Below are 19,583 nucleotides of genomic sequence, written 5' to 3'. Positions count from 1 at the left end.
TTCCGGGCGGTTTTGGAGATGATGGCATGAGTGTACTTAGGCTTTTCACAGCGCTCATGGTGGTGGGCATTCTCTTCGGTTCGATGCTGGTCTACGGTGAGGCCGTGGAACCGTACGTGCGCTCGCCCCCGAGCGATTCCGAACTGCTCTCGCTCAACCTGAAGTTAAAAGGCTGGGGCACGATGATGGGGAGCGCTGATGTGCCGAGCCTGGCCGACTTCGCCTTCGTCTGCAGGGATAGGGGCAAGCTCAACGCCACCTACGAGGTTGACCTCTGGATGGGCTACTTCACGGATGCGAGCGCTGAAAGGAGTTATTACGAGGAGACCCTGGCGGATTGGCGCTCCCACGAGGACAGGGACGAGGTTGGGAATGACCTCGACGGGAATCCCTACGTGGCGACTCATTACCGCTACACGGTCGACGAGGCCGGAGGTTCGTCCGACTCCAAGTGGGCCCTCTTCAGGGAGGTCATAACCCACGAGTGCATCTCGGCGAGCTGCGAGAGCTGGGTTGAGGCCCATCCAGATGAGTCGCCTAGGCTCCAGGTCACGGTTAGGTACATCGTCATGGAGGGTCCGTACCTTATCCTCGCCAAGGGGTGGTACTACGACGATTCCGCCTGCGACATTGAAGTGGCCCTTCCGACCCTAATCAACCACTACCTCGACACGATTCCCGGAAACATGGTTTCGATACCTCTAACCAGCGGCCCCGGTGCTCCCTCGGGGGGCTCGGAAAACGTGACCACGACAACCACGACTGGAACGGGCGGGACCAAAAAGGGCGGTTCCGGCCTTGAGAGGCCTAACGTGGTGCTCAGCCCCGAGGCTAAGGCCAGGATGGAGGAAACGCTGGGGAAGCTTGAGGGACTGAGCGGCGGGAACATAGAGGTGGTGCGGGTCAAGACCCCTGAGGGCGAGCTGGTCAGGGTCATCAACAAGGGCGGAAGTGCCAAGGGCACCGCCCTGAGCTTCAAGCTGAAGTACTACGGCAACAAATACATCCTCGACAAGACCGTTGACTCAAGCCTAGAGGCTCTCGACGGCCTGCTGGAGAAGTACGGCGTTTCTCCCCTCGGACTCTTCAAGGACTACGTCAAGGCCTACAAGGACAGCGAGCTCTTCCAGGGAGAGGACGCGGTGAGGAAGACCGCCCTCGACCTTCACGTTGACGGTAGGAGCGCGTCGCTGTACAATGACATGAGCGGCATCGAGGAGAGGGAGCTCAAGCTCTCGCCGGCGAAGAACTCGATTCCCACGGGTCCGGAAACGAGGCCCGTGGAGTTCATCATCCAGTCCCTGGGAATAGCCGTCAAGAAGTCGGTCGCCCAGGACTACGGCTGGGAGTTCCGGAAGACGGTGGAGAGGGCAGAGTACTACAAAAAGCTCGGCATGAAGTACAGGGACATCATCAGGAGAACGATAGACGACGTCATGGAGGAGACGAGCCAGGACCGGAAGATTCAGACCCTCAACGCCCAGTCCAAGGGCCCCTACAAGGACCAGGAGGCCAGGATAAGGCTCTACCTGAACAAGCTCTTCGAGGAGGGAAGGATATGAAGGGCTGGGCCGTTCTCCTGATTCTCCTGCTCGTGGGGGCTTACCTCTACATCAGCGGAGAGGTCGAGGTTCCGGAGGGCATTCCGGGCCTTGATGGCGGAAGTTCTTCGGGAGAGGTTTCATCGCTGCAGGACGAGGTTAAGGCCCTCGGCGCCACGGAGGTTCGGGTCTCCCTCTCCGGGGAGGACGCTTTGGTCAGGATGAGCATCCCCGCCGTCGATGACAACCTCACCGCGATGCTCTACGACGTTGCCGAGTTGACCTACTCCTCAAGCCACGCCAGGAGGGTCCGCGTGGAGGCGTACTATCTAGGCGAACCACTGCTGGCACTGACAGTGATGAATGGGGACTTTGAGAACGCCGAGTTTGAAGACATCAGGAGGCCCGAATTCAGGATCGAGAGCGACCTCACCCTGTTCGATGCGAGGGTTCAAAGCGTTGAACTGACCAACGAGACGGCTTCGGTAACCCTGGAGTACCTCGCCGACGGGGAGGGCTTCTGGAAGGACTACTTCGCGATGGCCTTCGTCGTCCTGGAGGACGCCCCCTGGGTGGAGACCGTTTCGATAACCTACCTAACCGAGAACGGGACGGTGACTCTCTCGATGTCCTCCGAGGATATAATACGGCTCCAGAGCGGGGAGGTTACCTCTGGAGAACTCCCGGGACTGGTGACGGTTTCTAAAACTGGAGGGAGGTGAGAAAATGGGACTGCTCAAGAAACTCTTGGTTGGCTTCTTCCTGCTCCTCTTCATCGGAGTCGCGGCAATCTTCGGGATGCAGTACTACTACGATACCGCCTACACGAAGGTTCCGGTCGAGGTCAAGAATGAGACCGTCAGCGGGGACGTCTTTTACCTCAGCCACGTCCTTGAGCCTGGCAAGTACAAGATAACCGCCCGGAGCGAGGGAACCGTGGAGAAGATAACCATCCTCGACGAGAAGGGCAACGTCCTGACCGAGTCCGAGACCGACGAGCTAATCTACGGTTCAACGCAACCGTTCCAGGTCAGGATTGACTACAAGGCTCCCGTGAACGTTGAGAGCTATACGGTCTCGGTTGGGATATACCGGCTGGAGAAGAAGCAGTCCGGACCTTTGTCTGGTCTTTCTGACCTTTCCTTTTCTGCCTGTTCCGCCTGTGGACGCTCAAAATGCTGGGGCCCCGGAGGGCCTCAGCCCTCTTTTTCGTTTCCTGGGATGTTGACCCCGAGGCCGCGGATTATGCGCTCCATCCTCTCCTCTTCCGTCTCCCTGCCACGGTAGCCGAAGTAGAAGCCTATTATCGTTGAGAGAACGCCGAGGAGGTAGTTTCTCAGCTCGGAGGGCACCGTAATGTAGTCGCTTCCCAGGACGAGGACGATGAACGTCGCTACGAGGGTCGCAGCTATGGCCCTTCTCATCTCCCCCTTGTTCAGGCACCGGTTGGCGCTCCAGCCTATGAAGATAACCGCGAGGAAGACGAGCAGGGGCAGGGAAATCAGTGTAATCCTCACGTCGAAGTAGAGGCCCGCGAAGGTTAGTACCGCGACGGCTATGAGAGAAAACATGAGTGCTCCCTTGGCGTAGGGGAGGTTCTCATCCATGGCCATCACCCAAAGGATTATATTCGCCCATCATATATACGTCTTTAGCCAGGTGGTGCCCATGGGAAGGTACTTTGGAACCAGCGGGATTCGAGAGATCGTCAATGACAAGCTAACCCCGGAGCTAGCCTTAAGCGTCGGCAGGGCACTGGGGACTTGCCTCGGCGGGGGAACGGTCGTCGTCGGCATGGACACGAGGACGAGCGGCGAGATGCTGAAGAGGGCCCTGGTGAGCGGACTCCTGTCGGCTGGAATAGACGTAATAGACATCGGCCTCGCGCCCACGCCCCTGACCGGCTTCGCCATCAAGCTCTACGGTGCCGATGCCGGCGTCACTATCACGGCAAGCCACAACCCGCCCGAGTACAACGGCATAAAAGTCTGGCAGAACAACGGAATGGCCTACACCCCCGAGATGGAGAACAGGCTTGAGGCTGTTCTGGAATCCGGGAACTTCAAAAAAGCCCCATGGAATGAAATTGGAACGCTCAGAAAGGCTGACCCAAGGGAGGAGTACATAAGGAAAGCCCTTGGGATGGTTCACTTGGACGGTTCTTACACGGTCGTTATCGATTCGGGCAACGGGGCCGGCTCCATTCTAAGCCCCTACCTCCAGAGGGAGATGGGCAACCGCGTGATAAGCCTTAACTCTCACCCCAGCGGTTTCTTCGTCAGGGAGCTTGAGCCGAACGCGGAGAGCCTTTCTGGGCTGGCGAGGACTGTTAGGGTCATGAAGGCCGACGTCGGCATAGCCCACGACGGCGACGCCGACAGGATTGGAGTTGTGGATGATGAGGGCAACTTCATCGAGTACGAGGTCATGCTCAGCCTCATAGCCGGCTACATGCTCAGGAAGTTCGGAAGGGGCAAAATCGTGACGACGGTCGATGCGGGCTTCGCCCTCGATGACTACGTCAGACCCCTCGGCGGCGAGGTGATAAGGACGCGCGTCGGGGACGTTGCCGTCGCTGACGAATTAGCTAAGCACGGCGGGGTCTTCGGCGGCGAGCCGAGCGGAACGTGGATAATGCCCGAGTGGAACCTCACCCCCGACGGAATCTTCGCCGGTGCTCTCGTCCTTGAGATGATTGATAAACTCGGTCCGCTGAGCGAGCTGGCAAAGGAAGTTCCGCGCTACGTCACGCTGAGGGCGAAGATACCCTGCCCCAACGAGAAGAAGGGGAAGGCGATGGAGATTATAGCGAGGGAAGCACTCCAGAGCTTCGACTACGAGAGGCTCATAGACATAGACGGGGTCAGGATTGAAAATGGGGACTGGTGGATTCTCTTCCGCCCGAGTGGAACCGAGCCGATAATGCGCATAACTCTGGAAGCCCACACCGAAGAGAGGGCTAAGGAGCTCATGGAGAAGGCGGAGAGGCTGGTGAGGGAGGCGATTGAGAGGATTTAATACTGGATAATCTCTTGCACAAAATTTAAGATTTCAATGGGACAAAAATTAGTATTGGGGGCCATGGTGAATCTCAATTCGCTCTCTCAACTCCTTGGAGCGATTGGTGCTGTATTATCTTTTGTCTTGGTGGTATGGGATAGCATAAAAAATAGAATTGAGTTATTCAACTTATCAAAGAGGTCCCGACTTCAAAGACACTTGCTTTCTTATTGTAACATCTATTCTCTTTTTGCCGAAACCAAAAAACAGGTGAGGAATATAATGACGTTAATTGTTCCAACTAATGTTTTAAAGGCATACAGCTTGTGGTCGGTCTCTAAATTGTTTCTCTTGTACCTTCTATGGATAAGCTTTGTTAGTATTGAGAAAAGAGTACTCGATTTTTATTATGGACTTTTAGTGGTTGTAGTATACTTTTCCTGGTTGATTTTTTTGTTCTGGGGGTTTGTTTTCTCACAGTTTAGTATCATAAAGAAGAAAATACCCCAAAACCTTAATTTTGATGGTCTTAAAATTGCTGGAGGCTCTTCATATTTAATCTATGTTTTTTCAGCATTTGGATTTGTCGGAACGTTTTTTGCTTATTATGTTGCCAAGCTTCAAGTTGTTCAATGGAGTGGGGAGTTACTCTTTTTAGTTTCTTGTGGAATTACCGCACTAACAATTATTCTTTTCCGGAGATCTTTATTGGTGAATACGTGGAATGACAAACTCAAAACTTCTTTAATGTTAATTGCTATGATGCTTTCTCTTCTCTCTCAGTTCGACATTAGCTTGAGCAGTGTCTCAGATACCGTCAAAATTTGGATATTTATTGTGTTTGCTGTGGAATTTTTTGTAATTGGATATATAACCAGCAAGATTGAATCAAATTTAACTTCTCTTCTTTGGAAATTGAAAGTGAAAGAAAATGACATATCTACCCCGTGGATAAAAGTCTTCACAAGAGATGGGACAGTTATAGATGGCGTTTTGCTTGACTTTTTAGATGAAGATTATCTAATACTAAAAAACGGGTATTGTTATCATGCAATTTCTTGGAAGGAAATAAATACAAAAGAGATTACCGTTTGTGGGGACATTTTGTACAGGAATTCTTAATCCAGTCTCCCTCAGGGGATTCTACTATTATTTCAACCTCTTCAGTTTCTTCCCTATTATCGTGAAGGTCGCCATCAGGGCTATCAGCATGGCCCAGCCGAGGTTCTTGCTCGTTTCCTCCGGCATGAGGATGTAGGCGAAGAGCATCACCGTGGTGAAGGTGGCGAGGATTAAGACCAGCCCCTCGCCCTTGGTTCCGGTTCTTATCTTCCCCCGCGGGTGGAATTTTGAGAAGCGGCTCCACTTGATGCCTGAAACCGTCAGCGTATCTGCGAAGAGGTGCGAGATGTAGCCGATGAAGAACGCCACCGCAGGCCAGTAGCCCTTCGTTATCCAGTACGCCAGGCCGCCAACGAGGGCGGTTATTAGCAGGGCGGCCTCTATCGTATGGGTAGCGCCCCTGTGCTCCACGAACCGAGGCATGACCGTTCCGCCGGGCAGCTTGGTCGAGATGTACGACTTGGGGTGATCTATGTCGGGCATCAGGGCGCCGAAGGCGGCCATACCGATGTCCAGAAAGCTCATCGGCGCGCCGAAGAGAACCGCTATCAGGTAGAAGAGAACTCCAAAAACCACGTGCGTGTACCACATCATGGTGCATCATCTGGCCCCTAATTCGGCGAGAATCGCTTTAACCCTTTTCATGCTCCCCTCGATGGCATCCTTGTCGAACTCGATGTAGGTTCCCTCCGGAAACCGCGCCATGAGTATCTCGAAGAGTATTCCGGGCAGGTTCACCAGCCTGAAGTCTTGTCCGTCAACGATTTCCTTTGATCGGCCCAGTCTCTCCTCCTTGCTCAGGTAGAAGAACTCCTGCATGGCCGAGTAGGGATAGCTCTTCGGGTCGCTTGAGCTCGTGTGGAAGACTCCGCAGGTCGGTGAACCTTTAACGCCTATGAAAACGACCCTTTCCGGCTTTTCTTCTGTTAAAATCCTTCCGATGAAGTCCGCTATTGTCTCTGCCCTCTCGCGCATGCCGAGCCTCTCAAAAACCTCCCTGCTCGCTGGCGCCCTCGGCCAGCCAATCAGCTCGTATTCGGGGCACGGATAGGCCAACACCTGCCAGTCCTCGTCGAGCTCTCCAATCAGTTCCCTCAGGAGCCTCGCCGTCTCGTACTCCTTCCCCTTTGCCCCGCGGTAGACGTAGAACGGACTCAACAGGCAGGGGGCGATGATGAGGAGCTTCATGGTCATCCCTCAAAGGTTTTCAGGAATGGAACCCTCTCGAAGTCAGAATCAAACGTCAGGATCAGCTCGATTCCATGCTCCTTGCACGTTGCGGCGATGAGAGAATCGTTTGGTAAGAGTTCGTGGTCCTTTCCAATTTGAGGCGCGAGTTTTATTGTGTTTTCGCTTAGGGGGACGATTTTTAAAAACCCTGCCTCGCTGAGTTCCTCAAGGGCTGTCTTGACCCTTCCATACACGAAAGTGTAGTCTTTCAAATGCTTTTTGAGGTCATAGGCCCCTTTAAGGCCGTCTTGAATGGCAAGGGTAAACATGACCTTGTAAACTGTCTCTGAAAACACTACAGGGTTCGTGACCAGAGTATGTCCTTCATCTATGGCTTTCTTGACGAGCGCCTTTGCCCTTGGATCCCCAAGGTGCAGACCAACGAAAACTGATGAATCCACAAAGACCTCAGAGCGACTCATAATACGCCTCCTTCAGGCGCTTGTGGTCGATCTTTTCAACCTTCCTGATGACCATGGAGTCGAGGAGTTCGTCTATGCCTCTCCAGATAATCTTTATCTTCACCCTCTCATGCTCGCGCAAGTGGGGCTTTTTCAGGGGCTTCAGGACGCCGTTCTCATACACGGCCTCTATAATCTCCTCCATACTTCCACCCAATATTCCTTGGTGTAACTCCCTATTAAACATTCCCCGTGACCTCTTCAATTATCGCCTCCACCTTCTCCCTCAGCCCCTCCAGCGTTCCCTCGTTGGTTATCACGTAGTCAGCTAAACCCTTCAGCTCGCTCGTGTGATATAACCGCTCCTCGGCGTCGTCCATGGCCTTGAAGTCCTTGAAGCTCTTGATGCCCTTGTCCTTGCTGGCCTTCCTCTTCATCAAGCGCTCGAACCTTATCTCCGGCCTTGCCTCGACGTAGATGACCTTTCCACTGAGCCTTTTTATCGCCTCGATTTCCTCCCGCGAGCGGACGCCGTCTATGACGATGTTCTTACAGTGCCTCATCTTGTCGACGGCGAGCCTTATGAGTACCTCTTCGCCGTACTTATCCTTTAGGTACTTCCCGAATTCTATCAGCCTCTCGCGCGTTGGCTCGGCCTTCTCGGGCAGCTCGGGAATCCACGAGTAGTCCGAGACGTTGTGGGTGAGCAGGTCTATCAGCGGGTCGCTGCAGGAAACCCTGCAGAATCCCCTCTCTTCGAAGAACTTTGCAATCGTCGTCTTTCCGGCGGCTATCTTTCCAACGACACCGACTATCATCTTCTCCACATCCTCCAGATTAGATTGGCCCCGTCAGTCGATTCCATAAGCCCCTCGTAGGTTAAGTCTGTGATGAACCGAATTAAGGCTTTTTTGTCGTACACCACGGGCCTCTCAAAGCCAAAGAGGTACTTCAGCTCGAAGAAGCCTATGTGCAGCAGCCGGAATGGGTTGAGAAGGGCGATTTCCCTCTCGAATCTCAGACCGAAGGGAAAATCCGCCAGAACGAGCTTTGCCCCACGATCCTCCGCAATCCCGATAAGTTTCCTCTCGTCCGGGAAGAACAGTTCCTCCGGCCCGGCTTCTATCGGCTCGTACTTCAGCCTTGGGAACGCGTACCGGATTCCAACGGCCTCGTGGGGAAGGTTCAGCCTTTCAGCAAAGCCGAGCAGGGCTTTCGCGTTGAAGCTCATGAAGACGAGCGTTTTGAGGTTTCCTCGGACTTCCGGCCACCTCCTTGGGGGGAACCTCCTCTCCGCCTCGATTATCGGGAGAAGGAACTCAAGCTCTTTGGAGAGAAGTTTTTCGGCCTCCTCAAGCTTCCTCCGCTTTATCTCCAGGTCGAGGTTTGAGTAGACGGTGACCTGCCTAACTCCAAGCCTCTCGCGGAGCTTTCCGATGACGAAGCTGTTGCCTATGATGACGCTCTTGTCCGTTCTGTCGTGGGCGATTATGAAGAGCTTATCGCCCTCGGGGTCGTAGCGAACCTCGTCTATCCTGAACGGGCTCTCAGGAAAGCCATTCTCACGCCTTATCTCCCCCACCAGCTCCGATATCTCCCCGACCGTGAACATGGTTCCTCCTTTCTACCTCAAGGGGCGGACTTTTAAGGTTCTCGGCGGGAGGTTTATTCCAAAATACGAACAAAAATTTATAAAATGTGGAACAAACTCCCTCCGGTGATGAGGGTGAGGATGAGTTCGAGGGAGATAGCTCTAATCGGCATGATGCTGGGACTCTCGCTGCTCTTTGATGTGATGCCTATAGAGATGCCCACCGTGTGGGGAATGAAGATAGACCTCGTGGCGGTTCCGATAGTGATGGTCTACCTCCTCACTGGGTTCGCCGGGGGATTAACCGCAGTTCTGCTGCTCTTTGCTGGCCTCAGCGTGATATCATCGGCCAGCTGGCTCGGGGCCATGATGAAGTCCCTCGCCACCCTCTCTGTCATCGTGGGCTTTGAAGCGGCCAGGAGACTCACGCGCTTTGAGCTTGGCGATGGGGCGAGGCAGAGGCTCCTTCTGTTTGCGGTGGTTGCCTACCTCGCCGGAATCGCGATAAGGATACCCCTCATGCTGGCCCTCAACTACTACGTTGCCCTTGAGATATGGCTCGGCCTTCCAAGGGAGCAGGTGATCCAGGCTGTCGAGAGTTGGACTGGTGTTCCTTTCTGGGTCGCCATTGGGCTCCCGAACGCCATTCAGAGCGCCATTGACGTCTTCATGGGCCTGGCCGCCACGATCCCGGTGCTTAGAAGGGTTCCCCACCTGCTGGAATGATGGAAAATTGGAAAGAGGGTTAGAGGTTGCCCAGTATGTCCTCTTCTTCCATCGTCCTTTCGCAGTAGTGGCAGCGCACCTTGAGGGGCTCCCTTGAGACGACGTAGAACTTTGAAACGGTGTACTCGTGGTTGCTGACGCAGTTTGGATTGGCACAGCGGAGAATTCCGGTTATCTCGTCCGGAATCTCGACCTTGAACTTCTCGGCCACCCTGTAGTCCCGCACTATGTTGACGGTAGCGGTTGGGGCGATGAGGGCTATCTTGTTGACCTCCTCCTCGCTCAGGAACTTGCCCTCTATCTTGACGATGTCCTTCCTCCCGAGCTTCCCGCTGTGGACGTTCGAGGCGAGAAGGAGAACGCCTCCGTTCGGCCTGTTGAGGCGGAGTATCTCGATGACCTTCAGCCCCTTTCCGGCCGGGATGTGGTCTATGACGGTTCCCTCTCTGATGGCGGTAACCTTAAGCTCGGCCATTCAAACCCCCTCCAGAACGCCAAGTGTGAGCCCTAAGAGGGCCATTCTCACGGGAACTCCGGAGAAGACCTGCCTGAAGTAGAGCGCGTGCTCCGTCCTGTCGACCTCTGGGTGTATCTCGTCGACCCTCGGGAGCGGGTGCATTATCCTGAGGCTTTCCTTCGCGTTCTTCAGAACCGCGCAGTTGACCTGGTAGCTGCCCTTGACCTTGAGGTACTCCTGTTCGTCCGGGAAGCGTTCGCGCTGGATTCTGGTGACGTAGAGAACGTCCAGCTCCGGAATCGTTCCCTCCAGGTCAGTTGTCTCGTGGATTCTAACCCCCTTCTCGCGGAGCTCTTCAACGATGTGCTTCGGCATCCTCAGGAGACCCGGCGAAATTAGGTAGAGCTCGACGTCGTAGAAGGCCAAAGCCTCCGCCAGGCTGTGGACGGTTCTCCCGTACTTGAGGTCGCCGAGCAGACCTATGGTCAGGCCGTCTATCCTTCCGAAGGCACGTTTTATCGTGTAGAGGTCGAGCAGAGTTTGCGTCGGGTGCTGATTGCTGCCGTCGCCGGCGTTGATGACCGGTATCTCCGCCACCTCCGCGGCTAGCCTCGCCGCTCCCTCCATCGAATGGCGTATGACTATCACGTCGCTGTACTGCTCGACCGTCTTTATGGTGTCCGCTAAACTTTCGCCCTTCTTGACGCTCGTGCTTGACGCTGATGAGAACCCGATGACCGAACCGCCGAGGCGGTGCATGGCGCTCTCGAAGCTTAAGCGGGTTCTCGTCGACGGCTCGAAAAAGAGCGTCGCGAGTATCTTTCCCTTCGCGTAGTCGAGAGAGCCCTTCTCCTTGAGTTCTTCCTCAAGCCTTTCGGCGACCTTTAAAACGAATTCGATGTCCTCCTTCGAGAAGTCCCTAACGCTTATCACGTCTCGTCCTTTCCACTCCATAAAAGCCCTTCCGATGTAAAAATCGATGGGTTTTTAAACGTTTTTTGACATGAAATTGTTGACGGTAACGCTTTAAACCTCGGTTCGGAGTTTCAATAACTTGGTTTTAGGGTGGTAGCATGAGGACTCCCAGCGTTTACATAGCCGAGGAGCTGATGCCTTTTCTGAGGGCCAAGATAGCGGAGAGGCTCTACCGTGAGGGCATGAAGCAGTCCCAGATCGCTGGGCACCTCGGCATAACCCAGGCGATGGTCAGCAAGTACCTATCCGGCAGGTACAAGGTTCCCCCGGAGGAGGTGGCCCGGAAGCTGGAGGATATCGCCAGCGAAGTGTCCAACTTCATCCTCTTTGGGGGACGCCGTGAGGACGCCGTTCTTCTCGTGGCGAGAAGGATTTTTGAGCTTTTCCAGAGCGGCTTCCTGTGCCCCTTCTACGCCGAGTACGCTGGTGTGAGCGAGGACTCCTGCAGGTCGCTCTTTGCCGTGCGTCCAGTTAGGGGGGAGATTCTTGAGGTTCTAAACATGGCGCTCAACGAGCTGATCAGAAATGAGAAGTTCCCGGAGCTCATCCCAGAGGTGCGGAGCAACTTTGCCTATGCCCTCCCGTCCCCGCGCGACATCGAGGACGTTGCGGCGATTCCGGGAAGGATAACCGCCGTCAAGGGAAAGGCCTTTGCGCTGCCGCCCGAGTTCGGGGCCAGTGAGTTCACCGCGAGAATCCTCGTTATGCTGGCAGAGATTAGACCGGAGGTACGGAGCGTTCTCAACATCAGGCACGGCCCGGACATAGAATCCGCCCTGACTGCGGCGGGGTTCAAGGTTGGAAGGGTTAAAACCGGTGGGCTGAGCGAAGAGGAGGCCGTGAGGGCTATAGCCGATGTCTTCAGGCGCGACTCTTACGACGCGGTCGTTGACGTGGGCGGTCTTGGGGTCGAACCGCTGGTCTATATATTCGGTGAGACCCCCTTCGACGTCGTTGAGAAGCTCAAGAGGCTGGTGGGGAACCTTTGAGGCGAAGGCTTCTTCTCCTCTACGTGCTCCTCCTTCTGTTTCTGAACCTGACCCCGAGGGTTCCGTCGTCGCCCGTGGCCAACGGGGATAAACTGGCGCATTTGGTGGAATTTGCCGCTCTGGGTTTTCTTGGATGGCGCTTGTGGCCCTACCTGCTGCCCCTGCCCTTCCTCATGGAGTTCCTCCAGCTCTTCGTCCCCGGGAGAACCTTTTCCTTCGCCGACATGGCCGCAAACCTAATAGGCTTCACCCTCGGACTCATCGCGGGGTGGTTGTATGAAGGTTCTCACGAGGGAACTGAGGTTTCAAACGAAGGGGGAGATTGACCTGGTCGACATAACCCGCGAGGTTGAGGGAATCGTTGAGGAGTCTGGAATAGAAAACGGACAGGTTCTGGTCTTCGTTCCAGGGGCAACGGGTGCGATAGTCACGATAGAGCATGAATCCGGTCTTCTGGAGGACTTCAAGCGAGCACTGGAGGAGTTTGTTCCCAAAGGCAAAGGCTACCTCCACGACAGGATAGACGACAACGCCCACAGCCACCTCCGCGCTACGCTCCTCGGGGCGAGCAAGTGCTTCCCCGTCGTTGACGGCAGGCTCGTTCGCGGAACCTGGCAGCAGATTTTCTTCGTCGAGCTGGACGTGATACCGAGGCACAGGCGCGTTATAGTGCAGGTTATGGGGGAGTAGCGTCAAGGAGGAAAAAGGGCACATCTTCCTTTTCGAGCACATTAACGTTTTTTGGATACTTCCTGTGGGCTTTCCCTGCCTTTACCTCAACTTTCAAGTCACCTACTATCGCATCAACCTCATAGGAGTTTCTATAATAGTAAACTTCACCGAACCTCCGGTATAGGTGCTCTTGGACGAGCCATTCGTAGAGGGCCTCCTCTCTTAATTGGGTACCGCTCCAGGCGGAGAAGAGCCTCGCCAAAAGCGGATCCCTAAAGAAGAACTTCTTCTCCCGCTTGTAGAGCACCTGCTCTCCCTGTCTGAGGTACGCTATCCCGAGCACATACAGCTCCCTAAAGAACTCGATGTAGTCCTGCACCACCTTGTAGGAGTAGCCCGAGGTGGCTTTAGCTAATGCCCTAAAGCTCGTTGCCGAAGGGGCGCTTCGGATTACTGCCGCCATGGTTTCTCTGGCTATCTCAAGGCTCTTTCCGAAACGGACGAGTTCCCCTATGTAAGCCCCAAGAAGATCGTCCATGGGAAGGCCGTTGATTGATCCCGGGAAACCACCGGTTTTCAGGTACTCTTCAAATAGTCTCAGCGTCTTTTCCCTGTGAAGTTCCGGTCTTTTCAGATCCATAACCCCAACGTATTCCCTGAAAGATAGTGGCATGACTTCAAGAGTTATCCCTTTTCCCCTTCTTCCCGGGAACATCTCTATGTCTCTCTTCACCCTCAGAGAACTTGATCCCGTAACCGTGACCACGTCGTTCTCCAAGAGACCCGCATCGATGAGCGGCTTAACCCCTCTCCACCAGCCTTCAAGTGATGAGGCTTCATCCAGGAAGATGTATCCCCTTTTGATGCCCTCATTCTCCTTTAGTTCCTGGAACTCCCTTATCAAGGCTGAGAGGGTTCTGTAGTCTGGAAGAATCTCAACGTTGATGTATAGAACCGACTCCGGTGGATTTTCTTTCAGGAGTTCCTGGATGAGGAGTTTTATCCCCGTCGTCTTTCCCACCTGCCTCGGGCCGAGGACGAAGTTGAGCGAGAACGGTTCGAGTGAGAGCTCATCAGCCCATTTAGGCCACCAATGGATTCTCTGCTCTCTCCAGCGTCTCGCGTGGTAGTCTTCTTTTCCTTCCCACCAGGGGTTCATGTAGCTCAAATCCCCAAGCTTCATACTAACACCCGAGAACTGTTAGTTCTCAAGGATTTATAAAGGTTGAGAAGTGTGAGTTCTCAGAATTTATAAACTAAATATCCACGAGATGGAATGTTGTTAGTTCGATCGTTGGCTCTGTCTCGTACTGTGTGAAGATGCTTTCAAACGTCGTCCAGAGTATGGCATAAACAGTGCGTAAGTCAGTTCTACCAATTTTTGGGTCTATTCTGAGGCTGAAGACCAAATCACGATTCTCATTCATCGCACGCATTCGATATAATACAGTGAAAAGGTGTTATGTGTTATCTGAATGGAGATCTCTTTAACACCTTTTAGGGGGTATGACTTTAGGGAATTAATTTCAGTAGATTTTCTCCGTAAAAGGCCTGATTTGGATGTTCTGAACAGGATAATTCTTTTGTTTGTAATGGCTAAATGGTCGTAGATCCCATCAACTTTTACGCGATTATAACATATTCTCCCAGCATTAGGTATTCATGAAGGTCCATTTCCCTCCTCCCGGAGGATATAATACTGGAAGGCGGACGTAGTTGCGTCACAACTTCTCAGAAACGCCGTGAAAAGGGGGTAATAACCCGCCCAAGTTCATCGGCTCCGCCTTCGGCGGCACTCCCCGGGCAGAATAACTTGGACGTTATCCCTAAAAGGCTTCCGGTGGTTGTCAGCGGCGGGTGTGGACGGGTATCCGCTCTGGTTACCTCACTCTCCTCAGCCTTGTACTCGCGAACACGAGTAGCTCATCGTTTACGTAGACGCTGCCGGTCATCACGGCTTCTTTATCGCTCAGGAAGTAGTAGTGGGTGGTGTTGCGCCTGCGTTCGATGGTTCCGTCCTTTCCAACTGCCTCGTAGAGTTCCACTATGTATATCTGATCTTCGGTAACGATACCCTCAAAGGAATGGTTCCTGATTTCCTCGGCAGTGTTCGGGTCTTCGGCCTCTTCCCCTACCCATAACAGCCGGTTCCCATCGAGTCTCATCCGTGCAATCCCTACGTAATCGCTCTTTGTTCCGTCTGGTCTCACAAAGAAGTTCCTCTGGATTATAGTGCCCCCCGGAGTGGCTTCAACCTCGATTATCATCTTCCCGCGCTGTGTGATTCCTTCCATCTGGTTAACGTAGTTTGAAAACTCCCCTTCCCAGACACCATTGTTTTTCAAAAAAGCGTCCGTTTTGCTGACGGTTTCGTTCATTACGGCCCCTCCCGCCTTCAGTGGTTCCATCTCATTTCCGGTCTATATAAGGATTTCCTGCATTGCATTTGGTCCCTGATCAGTAGACGGGCGGCTCCTCGCGGTTCTCCTCGTATTTGCCATTTCTCTTGACGAGCAGGTAGTACACCAGCGCTCCCAGTATCGTGAAGAGGAACGCTAGGACTATCCAGATGACCTTTTCAACGTCCGACATTCTCTTCTGCTTTGTGAGGACGTCGTAGATGACCCACACAAGGGCGAGCAACTGGAGTGCCATTAGGAACATGCCGAGCGCCCATACTGTCCCAAAGATGACTGCATCTCCCATACGACCACCTACCTATGTGACGTCCCGCGATAAAAAAGCTTTCCGTAACCCAAAGTTTAAATTTCTTCGGGAGTATTGCTCCCATGGACTTTAAAACTGCACTAACCGAACTGTACCTCAGGGACCCGGCTGGAACGCTTCCAAACGCCCTCTGGAAGACCCTGGCGATGCTTGACGGAATGGAGACCTCCATAGACGTTCGCGGAGGGGAAGTCGTCCATCTAGAAGCCAGGAAGGGCAGAGGCCTCTACGTCTACTGGGACTTGAACGGCGTTCCCCCGGATATTGATGGGCTGGATTTCGCGCTCCTGCACGCGGGACTTGCCAGGACTCTCGACCTGGAGGAATTTTATGTTGAGAGATACTTCAGGCTCGTCCACCGAGGTGCGGCTCTTGAAGAACCGTTCCTGTCGGCAGGCTTTTCATTCGGTGATGTGGACGTACCTGCTGAGGCCAGTAAAGTGGCGGATTTCATAAACCTCTGCTACGAGGACATCAACGTGAGTTCCAGTGAAGTCAGATCGTGGACGTTAAGTCCCGCTTTCGACCGGTCGCTCTGGCTCTGGATTCTTGAGGGCGATGAGCCCGTTGCCCTTGGAATAGCCGACCTTGACCGCTCCATCGGCGAGGGCTCGCTGGAATGGATACAGGTTCACCCCTCTTACCGCGGGATGGGCCTTGGAAAGGCCGTGGTGTTCGAACTCCTTCGCAGGTTGCAGAGTCTGGCGGTCTTCACGACGGTTTCGGGCGAGCTTGACAACAGAACGAACCCGGAGGCGCTTTACCGGCGCTGTGGGTTCGAGGGAAACGACGTCTGGCTGGTTCTGAGAAGAAGAGAATGAAAAAGAAGGATCACTCCTTCTTGACGTGCTTCTCGACGAACTCCTTGAGGACGTCCCTGAGCTTCGGCTCGCCGATCTCCTCAAGCTCGTACCTGACCCTGACGGCCGGCTTGTTGAGCTTCATGACGCGGCGGAGGTCGATGGGGGTACCCATGATGACGACGTCGGCATCTGCGCGGTTGATAGTCTCCTCAAGCTCCCTGATCTGCTTCTCGCCGTAGCCCATTGCCGGCAGGATGACGTCGAGGTGGCTGTACTTCTTGTAGGTGTCGATGATCGAGCCGACGGCGTAGGGCCTCGGGTCGATTATTTCCTTAGCTCCGTACTTCTTGGCGGCGATGTAACCGGCTCCGTACTTCATGCCGCCGTGGGTGAGGGTCGGACCGTCCTCAACGACGAGAACGCGCTTGCCCTTGATGAGCTCCGGCTGGTCGACGTAGAGCGGTGAGGCACCGTCGATGATGACGGCGTTCGGGTTGACCTTCTCGATGCTCTCGCGGACCTTCTGGATGTCATCACGGTTGGCGGTGTCGATCTTGTTGATGATTATGACGTCTGCAGCGCGGAAGTTGGTCTCACCGGGGTGGTACTTGAGCTCGTGGCCGGGCCTGTGCGGGTCGGTGACGACTATCCAGAGGTCGGGCTCGTAGAACGGGAAGTCGTTGTTTCCGCCGTCCCAGAGGATGATGTCGGCCTCCTTCTCGGCCTCGCGGAGAATCTTCTCGTAGTCAACGCCCGCGTAGACGACCATGCCCCTGTCGATGTAGGGCTCGTACTCCTCGCGCTCCTCGATGGTGCACTCGTGCTTGTCGAGGTCCTCGTAGCTGGCGAAGCGCTGGACGATCTGCTTCCTGAGGTCGCCGTAGGGCATTGGGTGCCTTATCGCGACGACCTTGTAGCCCATCTCCTGGAGGATCTGGGCGACCTTCCTGCTGGTCTGGCTCTTTCCGCAACCGGTTCTGACGGCGGTGACCGCTATGACCGGCTTGCTGGACTTGAGCATGGTGCTCTTCGGGCCGAGGAGCCAGAAGTCGGCACCAGCTGAGTGGGCCCTGCTCGCGAGGTGCATGACGTGCTCGTGCGGAACGTCGGAGTAGGCGAAGACGACAACGTCGATGTCGTGCTCCTTGATGATCTTCTCAAGGTCGTCCTCGCTCCAGATCGGAATTCCGTTCGGGTAGAGCTCACCGGCGAGCTCGGGCGGGTAGACCCTTCCCTCGATGTCCGGAATCTGAGTGGCGGTGAAGGCAACGACCTCGTAGTCGGGGTTGTCCCTGAAGAATGTGTTGAAGTTGTGGAAGTCCCTTCCGGCGGCGCCCAAAATCAGAACCCTCTTTCTCTTCTTTTCGGCCATGTTGACCACCTCAAAAGTTGTTAATTCGGCACTGGTGTATCGTTTTTGGCATTTATAACGGTTTTTGTTTAATGGTGCAAGCTCAACGCGTGAATTATTCGGTTGGGACACCAGTGAACTGAAAAACCTTCAAGCGCCGCTGAATAATCTCCGTTTGAATTTACCTGTGGGATTAATAACCTTCCGGACTATCCCAACGTCCCGCAACAGTTAATAATCCCTCCGAGAAGATGAAACGATGCCTATGCCGTCGGTTGAGGTTAGAACCCACACTGCCCTGCACGTGGTTAAGGGCGCCGTCGTCAAGGTTCTGGGCGAAAACGCCAAGTGGACTGCGAGTGTTTACGTTGATGGGAACCACGGGAGATTAACCGTCAAGTTCGACAGGAAGCCAACGCCGGAGGAAGTCGCCGAGATAGAGCGCCTCACCAACGAGAAGGTAAAGGAAAACGCACCGGTTCAGGTTTACGAGCTTCCGCGAGAGGAAGCCGAGGAGCGCTTCGGAGGGGATATGTACGACCTCTTCCCGATTCCGCCGGAGGTGAGAACCCTCCGGGTCGTCGTCATAGAGGGCTGGAACGTCAACGCGTGCAACAAGGAGCACACCGCGACGACAGGAGAAATCGGTGAGATAAAAATCAGAAAGGTCCGCTTTAGGAGGAGCAAGGGGCTGCTTGAGGTAAGCTTCGATGTCCTCTGAGGAGGAACTTCCAAATTGGAAGAACCTCCACCGTTAGGTTTCCTTCTTTAAGCAGTTCTTCATCCTCCATCGTGACTATAGTGAGTTTACTCACTTCGAGTCTCTTGGCAGTTCTAATTAGCCCTTTAACCTCCCTCTCGTAGTTGGCGGCGTTCAGTTCGTAGGTCACCTGGATGAGCTCCCTTATGTGAGGACCCTCCCGCACAACAAAGTCGACCTCGTTCTTTCCGTCAGAGTAGTAGGAGATATCGAGCGACTGGTTCCAGTAGCTCTTCTCCCTCAACAGCTCTATGAACACCAGGTTCTCCAGTTTTCTCCCTTCATCATGTCCTTTGAAAAAGAGGGAGGCAAAGGCAGTGTCAACGAGATACAGCTTTCTGGGTTTTATCATCATCTCCCTCGTTGAGGGTGAGAATATTGGGAGCTGGAAAACGAGGAAGGATTCCTCCATTGCCCTGAGGTAGTTCATGACTGTCTTCAGGTTTGCATCGACGCCGAGGCCCTTCAGGGCCCTCTGGAGGGAGCGGTACGTGAAGTAGCCGCCGTAGAGGGAAAGTATGTGGTAGAAGGCCTCCTGAAATTCTTTGACATCCCTGAAGGCAAAGCGCTTCACCATGTCCCTGTAGAACATGGTTTCGAGTATTGAAATAATCTTCTCCCTTGATCTGGTCGTCCATACCTCTGGGAAACCTCCCCACTTTATGTAATCTTTCAGAACCGCCTGGAGTTTCCCCCTTTCCCGGAAGGTTTTTCCTGACTCCCCCGCGATTTCCCTGAATGATAGCGGGAGGATCAGCCTTGAGACGTGCCTTCCCCTCAGGCGTGAGGGTATCTCGGAGGACATAAGGGTGGAGGAGGAGCCCGAGATGTATACATCGAAATCTCCAACGTCGTGAAGCCACCTAAGCTTGACGTCCCATTCCGCCCATTCCTGAACTTCGTCGAGGAAAAGAACCACCTCGCCTTCGGGGAATTCTCGCCTGACTCTTTCCGCCAGCTTCCGGGCAGTTAGTCTTCTCAGCTCCGGTTCATCGAAGGGAAGGTAGAGAACGTTTTGGCGGTCTTTGATGGATTCGGCCTTCTTGAGAAGCAGGAACGTTTTCCCTACCCTTCTGGGTCCGATTATGGCCTTTATGTCCCTTCCCACGGGCAACTCAACTTCTCTGGGTATTTCCTCGACAAACCTGAGGGAGCCGAGGTATTCCTCGGTAATCTCTATCAGCGAAATCATGTGTATCTCCAATACACAATAATTTAAAAAGTTTGCGTATTTCCAA

24 protein-coding genes and 1 pseudogene are annotated in these 19,583 nt (G+C 54.1%); 11 read left to right on the top strand and 14 right to left on the bottom strand.

Annotation, left to right across the window (positions count from 1 at the left end; translation table 11 throughout):
• Positions 1–26: 26 nt before the first annotated feature.
• The 3 genes and pseudogenes from E3E51_RS02645 to E3E51_RS02635 all read left to right on the top strand — a co-directional run.
• Positions 27–1,562, top strand: coding sequence for a hypothetical protein (locus E3E51_RS02645; RefSeq protein WP_167911537.1), 1,536 nt, complete (start codon positions 27–29; stop codon positions 1,560–1,562).
• Positions 1,559–2,263, top strand: a complete 705-nt coding sequence (locus E3E51_RS02640; protein WP_167911536.1) for a hypothetical protein — start codon at positions 1,559–1,561, stop codon at positions 2,261–2,263. The genes E3E51_RS02645 and E3E51_RS02640 overlap by 4 nt, the downstream gene beginning before the upstream one ends.
• A gap of 4 nt (positions 2,264–2,267) precedes the next feature.
• Positions 2,268–2,648: pseudogene (locus E3E51_RS02635) on the top strand (hypothetical protein); the annotation flags it as partial.
• Positions 2,649–2,737: 89 nt separating this feature from the next.
• Here the strand turns inward: E3E51_RS02635 and E3E51_RS02630 are convergent.
• Positions 2,738–3,154 carry a hypothetical protein gene (locus E3E51_RS02630; protein ID WP_167911535.1) on the bottom strand — a complete coding sequence of 139 codons (417 nt, stop codon included), beginning with the start codon at positions 3,152–3,154 and terminating at the stop codon, positions 2,738–2,740.
• A 55-nt stretch (positions 3,155–3,209) separates the two neighbouring features.
• Here E3E51_RS02630 and glmM point away from each other — a divergent pair, with 55 nt between their 5' ends.
• Together glmM and E3E51_RS02620 are read left to right on the top strand one after the other, a co-directional pair.
• Positions 3,210–4,559, top strand: a complete 1,350-nt coding sequence (glmM, locus tag E3E51_RS02625) for a phosphoglucosamine mutase (RefSeq protein ID WP_167911534.1) — start codon at positions 3,210–3,212, stop codon at positions 4,557–4,559.
• Between the two features lie 54 nt (positions 4,560–4,613).
• Positions 4,614–5,663: a hypothetical protein gene (locus E3E51_RS02620; protein ID WP_167911533.1), complete on the top strand. Its 1,050-nt coding sequence runs from the start codon at positions 4,614–4,616 to the stop codon at positions 5,661–5,663.
• Positions 5,664–5,690: 27 nt separating this feature from the next.
• On the opposite strand, the gene E3E51_RS02615 is transcribed toward E3E51_RS02620, so the two are convergent.
• Genes E3E51_RS02615 through E3E51_RS02590 form a run of 6 tightly spaced genes read right to left on the bottom strand, consistent with a single transcriptional unit; the run spans position 5,691 to position 8,906 of the window.
• Positions 5,691–6,257 carry a metal-dependent hydrolase gene (locus tag E3E51_RS02615; protein ID WP_167911532.1) on the bottom strand — a complete coding sequence of 189 codons (567 nt, stop codon included), beginning with the start codon at positions 6,255–6,257 and terminating at the stop codon, positions 5,691–5,693.
• 6 nt (positions 6,258–6,263) lie between these two features.
• Positions 6,264–6,851, bottom strand: a complete 588-nt coding sequence (locus tag E3E51_RS02610; RefSeq protein ID WP_167911531.1) for a hypothetical protein — start codon at positions 6,849–6,851, stop codon at positions 6,264–6,266.
• A gap of 2 nt (positions 6,852–6,853) precedes the next feature.
• Positions 6,854–7,315 carry a type II toxin-antitoxin system VapC family toxin gene (locus E3E51_RS02605; RefSeq protein ID WP_167911530.1) on the bottom strand — a complete coding sequence of 154 codons (462 nt, stop codon included), beginning with the start codon at positions 7,313–7,315 and terminating at the stop codon, positions 6,854–6,856.
• Positions 7,302–7,499 carry an antitoxin family protein gene (locus E3E51_RS02600; RefSeq protein ID WP_167911529.1) on the bottom strand — a complete coding sequence of 66 codons (198 nt, stop codon included), beginning with the start codon at positions 7,497–7,499 and terminating at the stop codon, positions 7,302–7,304. Before E3E51_RS02600 ends, E3E51_RS02605 begins: the two co-directional genes overlap by 14 nt.
• A gap of 34 nt (positions 7,500–7,533) precedes the next feature.
• Positions 7,534–8,112 carry an AAA family ATPase gene (locus E3E51_RS02595; protein WP_167911702.1) on the bottom strand — a complete coding sequence of 193 codons (579 nt, stop codon included), beginning with the start codon at positions 8,110–8,112 and terminating at the stop codon, positions 7,534–7,536.
• Complete coding sequence (locus E3E51_RS02590) at positions 8,109–8,906, bottom strand: hypothetical protein (RefSeq protein ID WP_167911528.1); 798 nt, start codon at positions 8,904–8,906, stop codon at positions 8,109–8,111. The genes E3E51_RS02595 and E3E51_RS02590 overlap by 4 nt, the downstream gene beginning before the upstream one ends.
• 108 nt (positions 8,907–9,014) lie before the next feature.
• On the opposite strand from E3E51_RS02590, the gene E3E51_RS02585 reads away from it, so the two are divergent.
• A complete protein-coding gene (locus E3E51_RS02585; protein WP_240924218.1) occupies positions 9,015–9,611 on the top strand; it encodes a hypothetical protein in 597 nt (198 codons plus the stop codon).
• A gap of 19 nt (positions 9,612–9,630) precedes the next feature.
• On the opposite strand, the gene pyrI is transcribed toward E3E51_RS02585, so the two are convergent.
• The gene (gene pyrI / locus E3E51_RS02580; protein ID WP_167911527.1) at positions 9,631–10,086 is read right to left on the bottom strand and encodes an aspartate carbamoyltransferase regulatory subunit; all 456 of its coding nucleotides are present in this window, start codon (positions 10,084–10,086) and stop codon (positions 9,631–9,633) included.
• Positions 10,087–11,022 carry an aspartate carbamoyltransferase gene (pyrB, locus tag E3E51_RS02575; protein ID WP_167911526.1) on the bottom strand — a complete coding sequence of 312 codons (936 nt, stop codon included), beginning with the start codon at positions 11,020–11,022 and terminating at the stop codon, positions 10,087–10,089.
• Between the two features lie 119 nt (positions 11,023–11,141).
• On the opposite strand from pyrB, the gene E3E51_RS02570 reads away from it, so the two are divergent.
• From E3E51_RS02570 to E3E51_RS02560, 3 genes are read left to right on the top strand one after another with little or no spacing between them, the layout of a single operon-like run.
• Positions 11,142–12,032, top strand: a complete 891-nt coding sequence (locus E3E51_RS02570) for a thiamine-phosphate synthase family protein (RefSeq protein WP_167911525.1) — start codon at positions 11,142–11,144, stop codon at positions 12,030–12,032.
• A complete protein-coding gene (locus tag E3E51_RS02565) occupies positions 12,029–12,358 on the top strand; it encodes a VanZ family protein (RefSeq protein ID WP_167911524.1) in 330 nt (109 codons plus the stop codon). The genes E3E51_RS02570 and E3E51_RS02565 overlap by 4 nt, the downstream gene beginning before the upstream one ends.
• Complete coding sequence (locus E3E51_RS02560) at positions 12,309–12,722, top strand: secondary thiamine-phosphate synthase enzyme YjbQ (RefSeq protein ID WP_167911523.1); 414 nt, start codon at positions 12,309–12,311, stop codon at positions 12,720–12,722. The genes E3E51_RS02565 and E3E51_RS02560 overlap by 50 nt, the downstream gene beginning before the upstream one ends.
• On the opposite strand, the gene E3E51_RS02555 is transcribed toward E3E51_RS02560, so the two are convergent.
• The 3 genes from E3E51_RS02555 to E3E51_RS02545 form a co-directional block, all read right to left on the bottom strand.
• Positions 12,709–13,887 (bottom strand): ATP-binding protein, encoded by a 1,179-nt coding sequence (locus tag E3E51_RS02555; protein WP_167911522.1) that lies wholly within the window; start codon positions 13,885–13,887, stop codon positions 12,709–12,711. The two genes, E3E51_RS02560 and E3E51_RS02555, sit on opposite strands and share 14 nt — an antisense overlap.
• A 697-nt stretch (positions 13,888–14,584) precedes the next feature.
• Positions 14,585–15,112 (bottom strand): hypothetical protein, encoded by a 528-nt coding sequence (locus E3E51_RS02550; protein WP_167911521.1) that lies wholly within the window; start codon positions 15,110–15,112, stop codon positions 14,585–14,587.
• Positions 15,113–15,161: 49 nt separating this feature from the next.
• A complete protein-coding gene (locus tag E3E51_RS02545) occupies positions 15,162–15,410 on the bottom strand; it encodes a PLDc N-terminal domain-containing protein (RefSeq protein ID WP_167911520.1) in 249 nt (82 codons plus the stop codon).
• Positions 15,411–15,493: 83 nt separating this feature from the next.
• On the opposite strand from E3E51_RS02545, the gene E3E51_RS02540 reads away from it, so the two are divergent.
• A complete protein-coding gene (locus E3E51_RS02540) occupies positions 15,494–16,252 on the top strand; it encodes a GNAT family N-acetyltransferase (protein ID WP_167911519.1) in 759 nt (252 codons plus the stop codon).
• A gap of 10 nt (positions 16,253–16,262) precedes the next feature.
• Here E3E51_RS02540 and E3E51_RS02535 read toward each other — a convergent pair whose 3' ends face one another.
• Positions 16,263–17,606, bottom strand: a complete 1,344-nt coding sequence (locus tag E3E51_RS02535) for a cyclic 2,3-diphosphoglycerate synthase (protein WP_167911518.1) — start codon at positions 17,604–17,606, stop codon at positions 16,263–16,265.
• Positions 17,607–17,850: 244 nt separating this feature from the next.
• Between E3E51_RS02535 and E3E51_RS02530 the strand changes: the two genes are divergently transcribed.
• Positions 17,851–18,306, top strand: coding sequence for an alanyl-tRNA editing protein (locus E3E51_RS02530; protein ID WP_167911700.1), 456 nt, complete (start codon positions 17,851–17,853; stop codon positions 18,304–18,306).
• Here E3E51_RS02530 and E3E51_RS02525 read toward each other — a convergent pair.
• Positions 18,260–19,537, bottom strand: a complete 1,278-nt coding sequence (locus E3E51_RS02525) for an ATP-binding protein (RefSeq protein ID WP_167911517.1) — start codon at positions 19,535–19,537, stop codon at positions 18,260–18,262. The genes E3E51_RS02530 and E3E51_RS02525 overlap by 47 nt on opposite strands.
• Between the last annotated feature and the right edge of the window lie 46 nt (positions 19,538–19,583).

The sequence above is a fragment of the Thermococcus sp. 21S7 genome, from assembly GCF_012027615.1.
Classification (GTDB): Archaea; Methanobacteriota_B; Thermococci; order Thermococcales; family Thermococcaceae; genus Thermococcus.
Note: the sequence above shows the minus strand (reverse complement) of the source record. Positions and strands in the feature narration are given on the sequence as shown.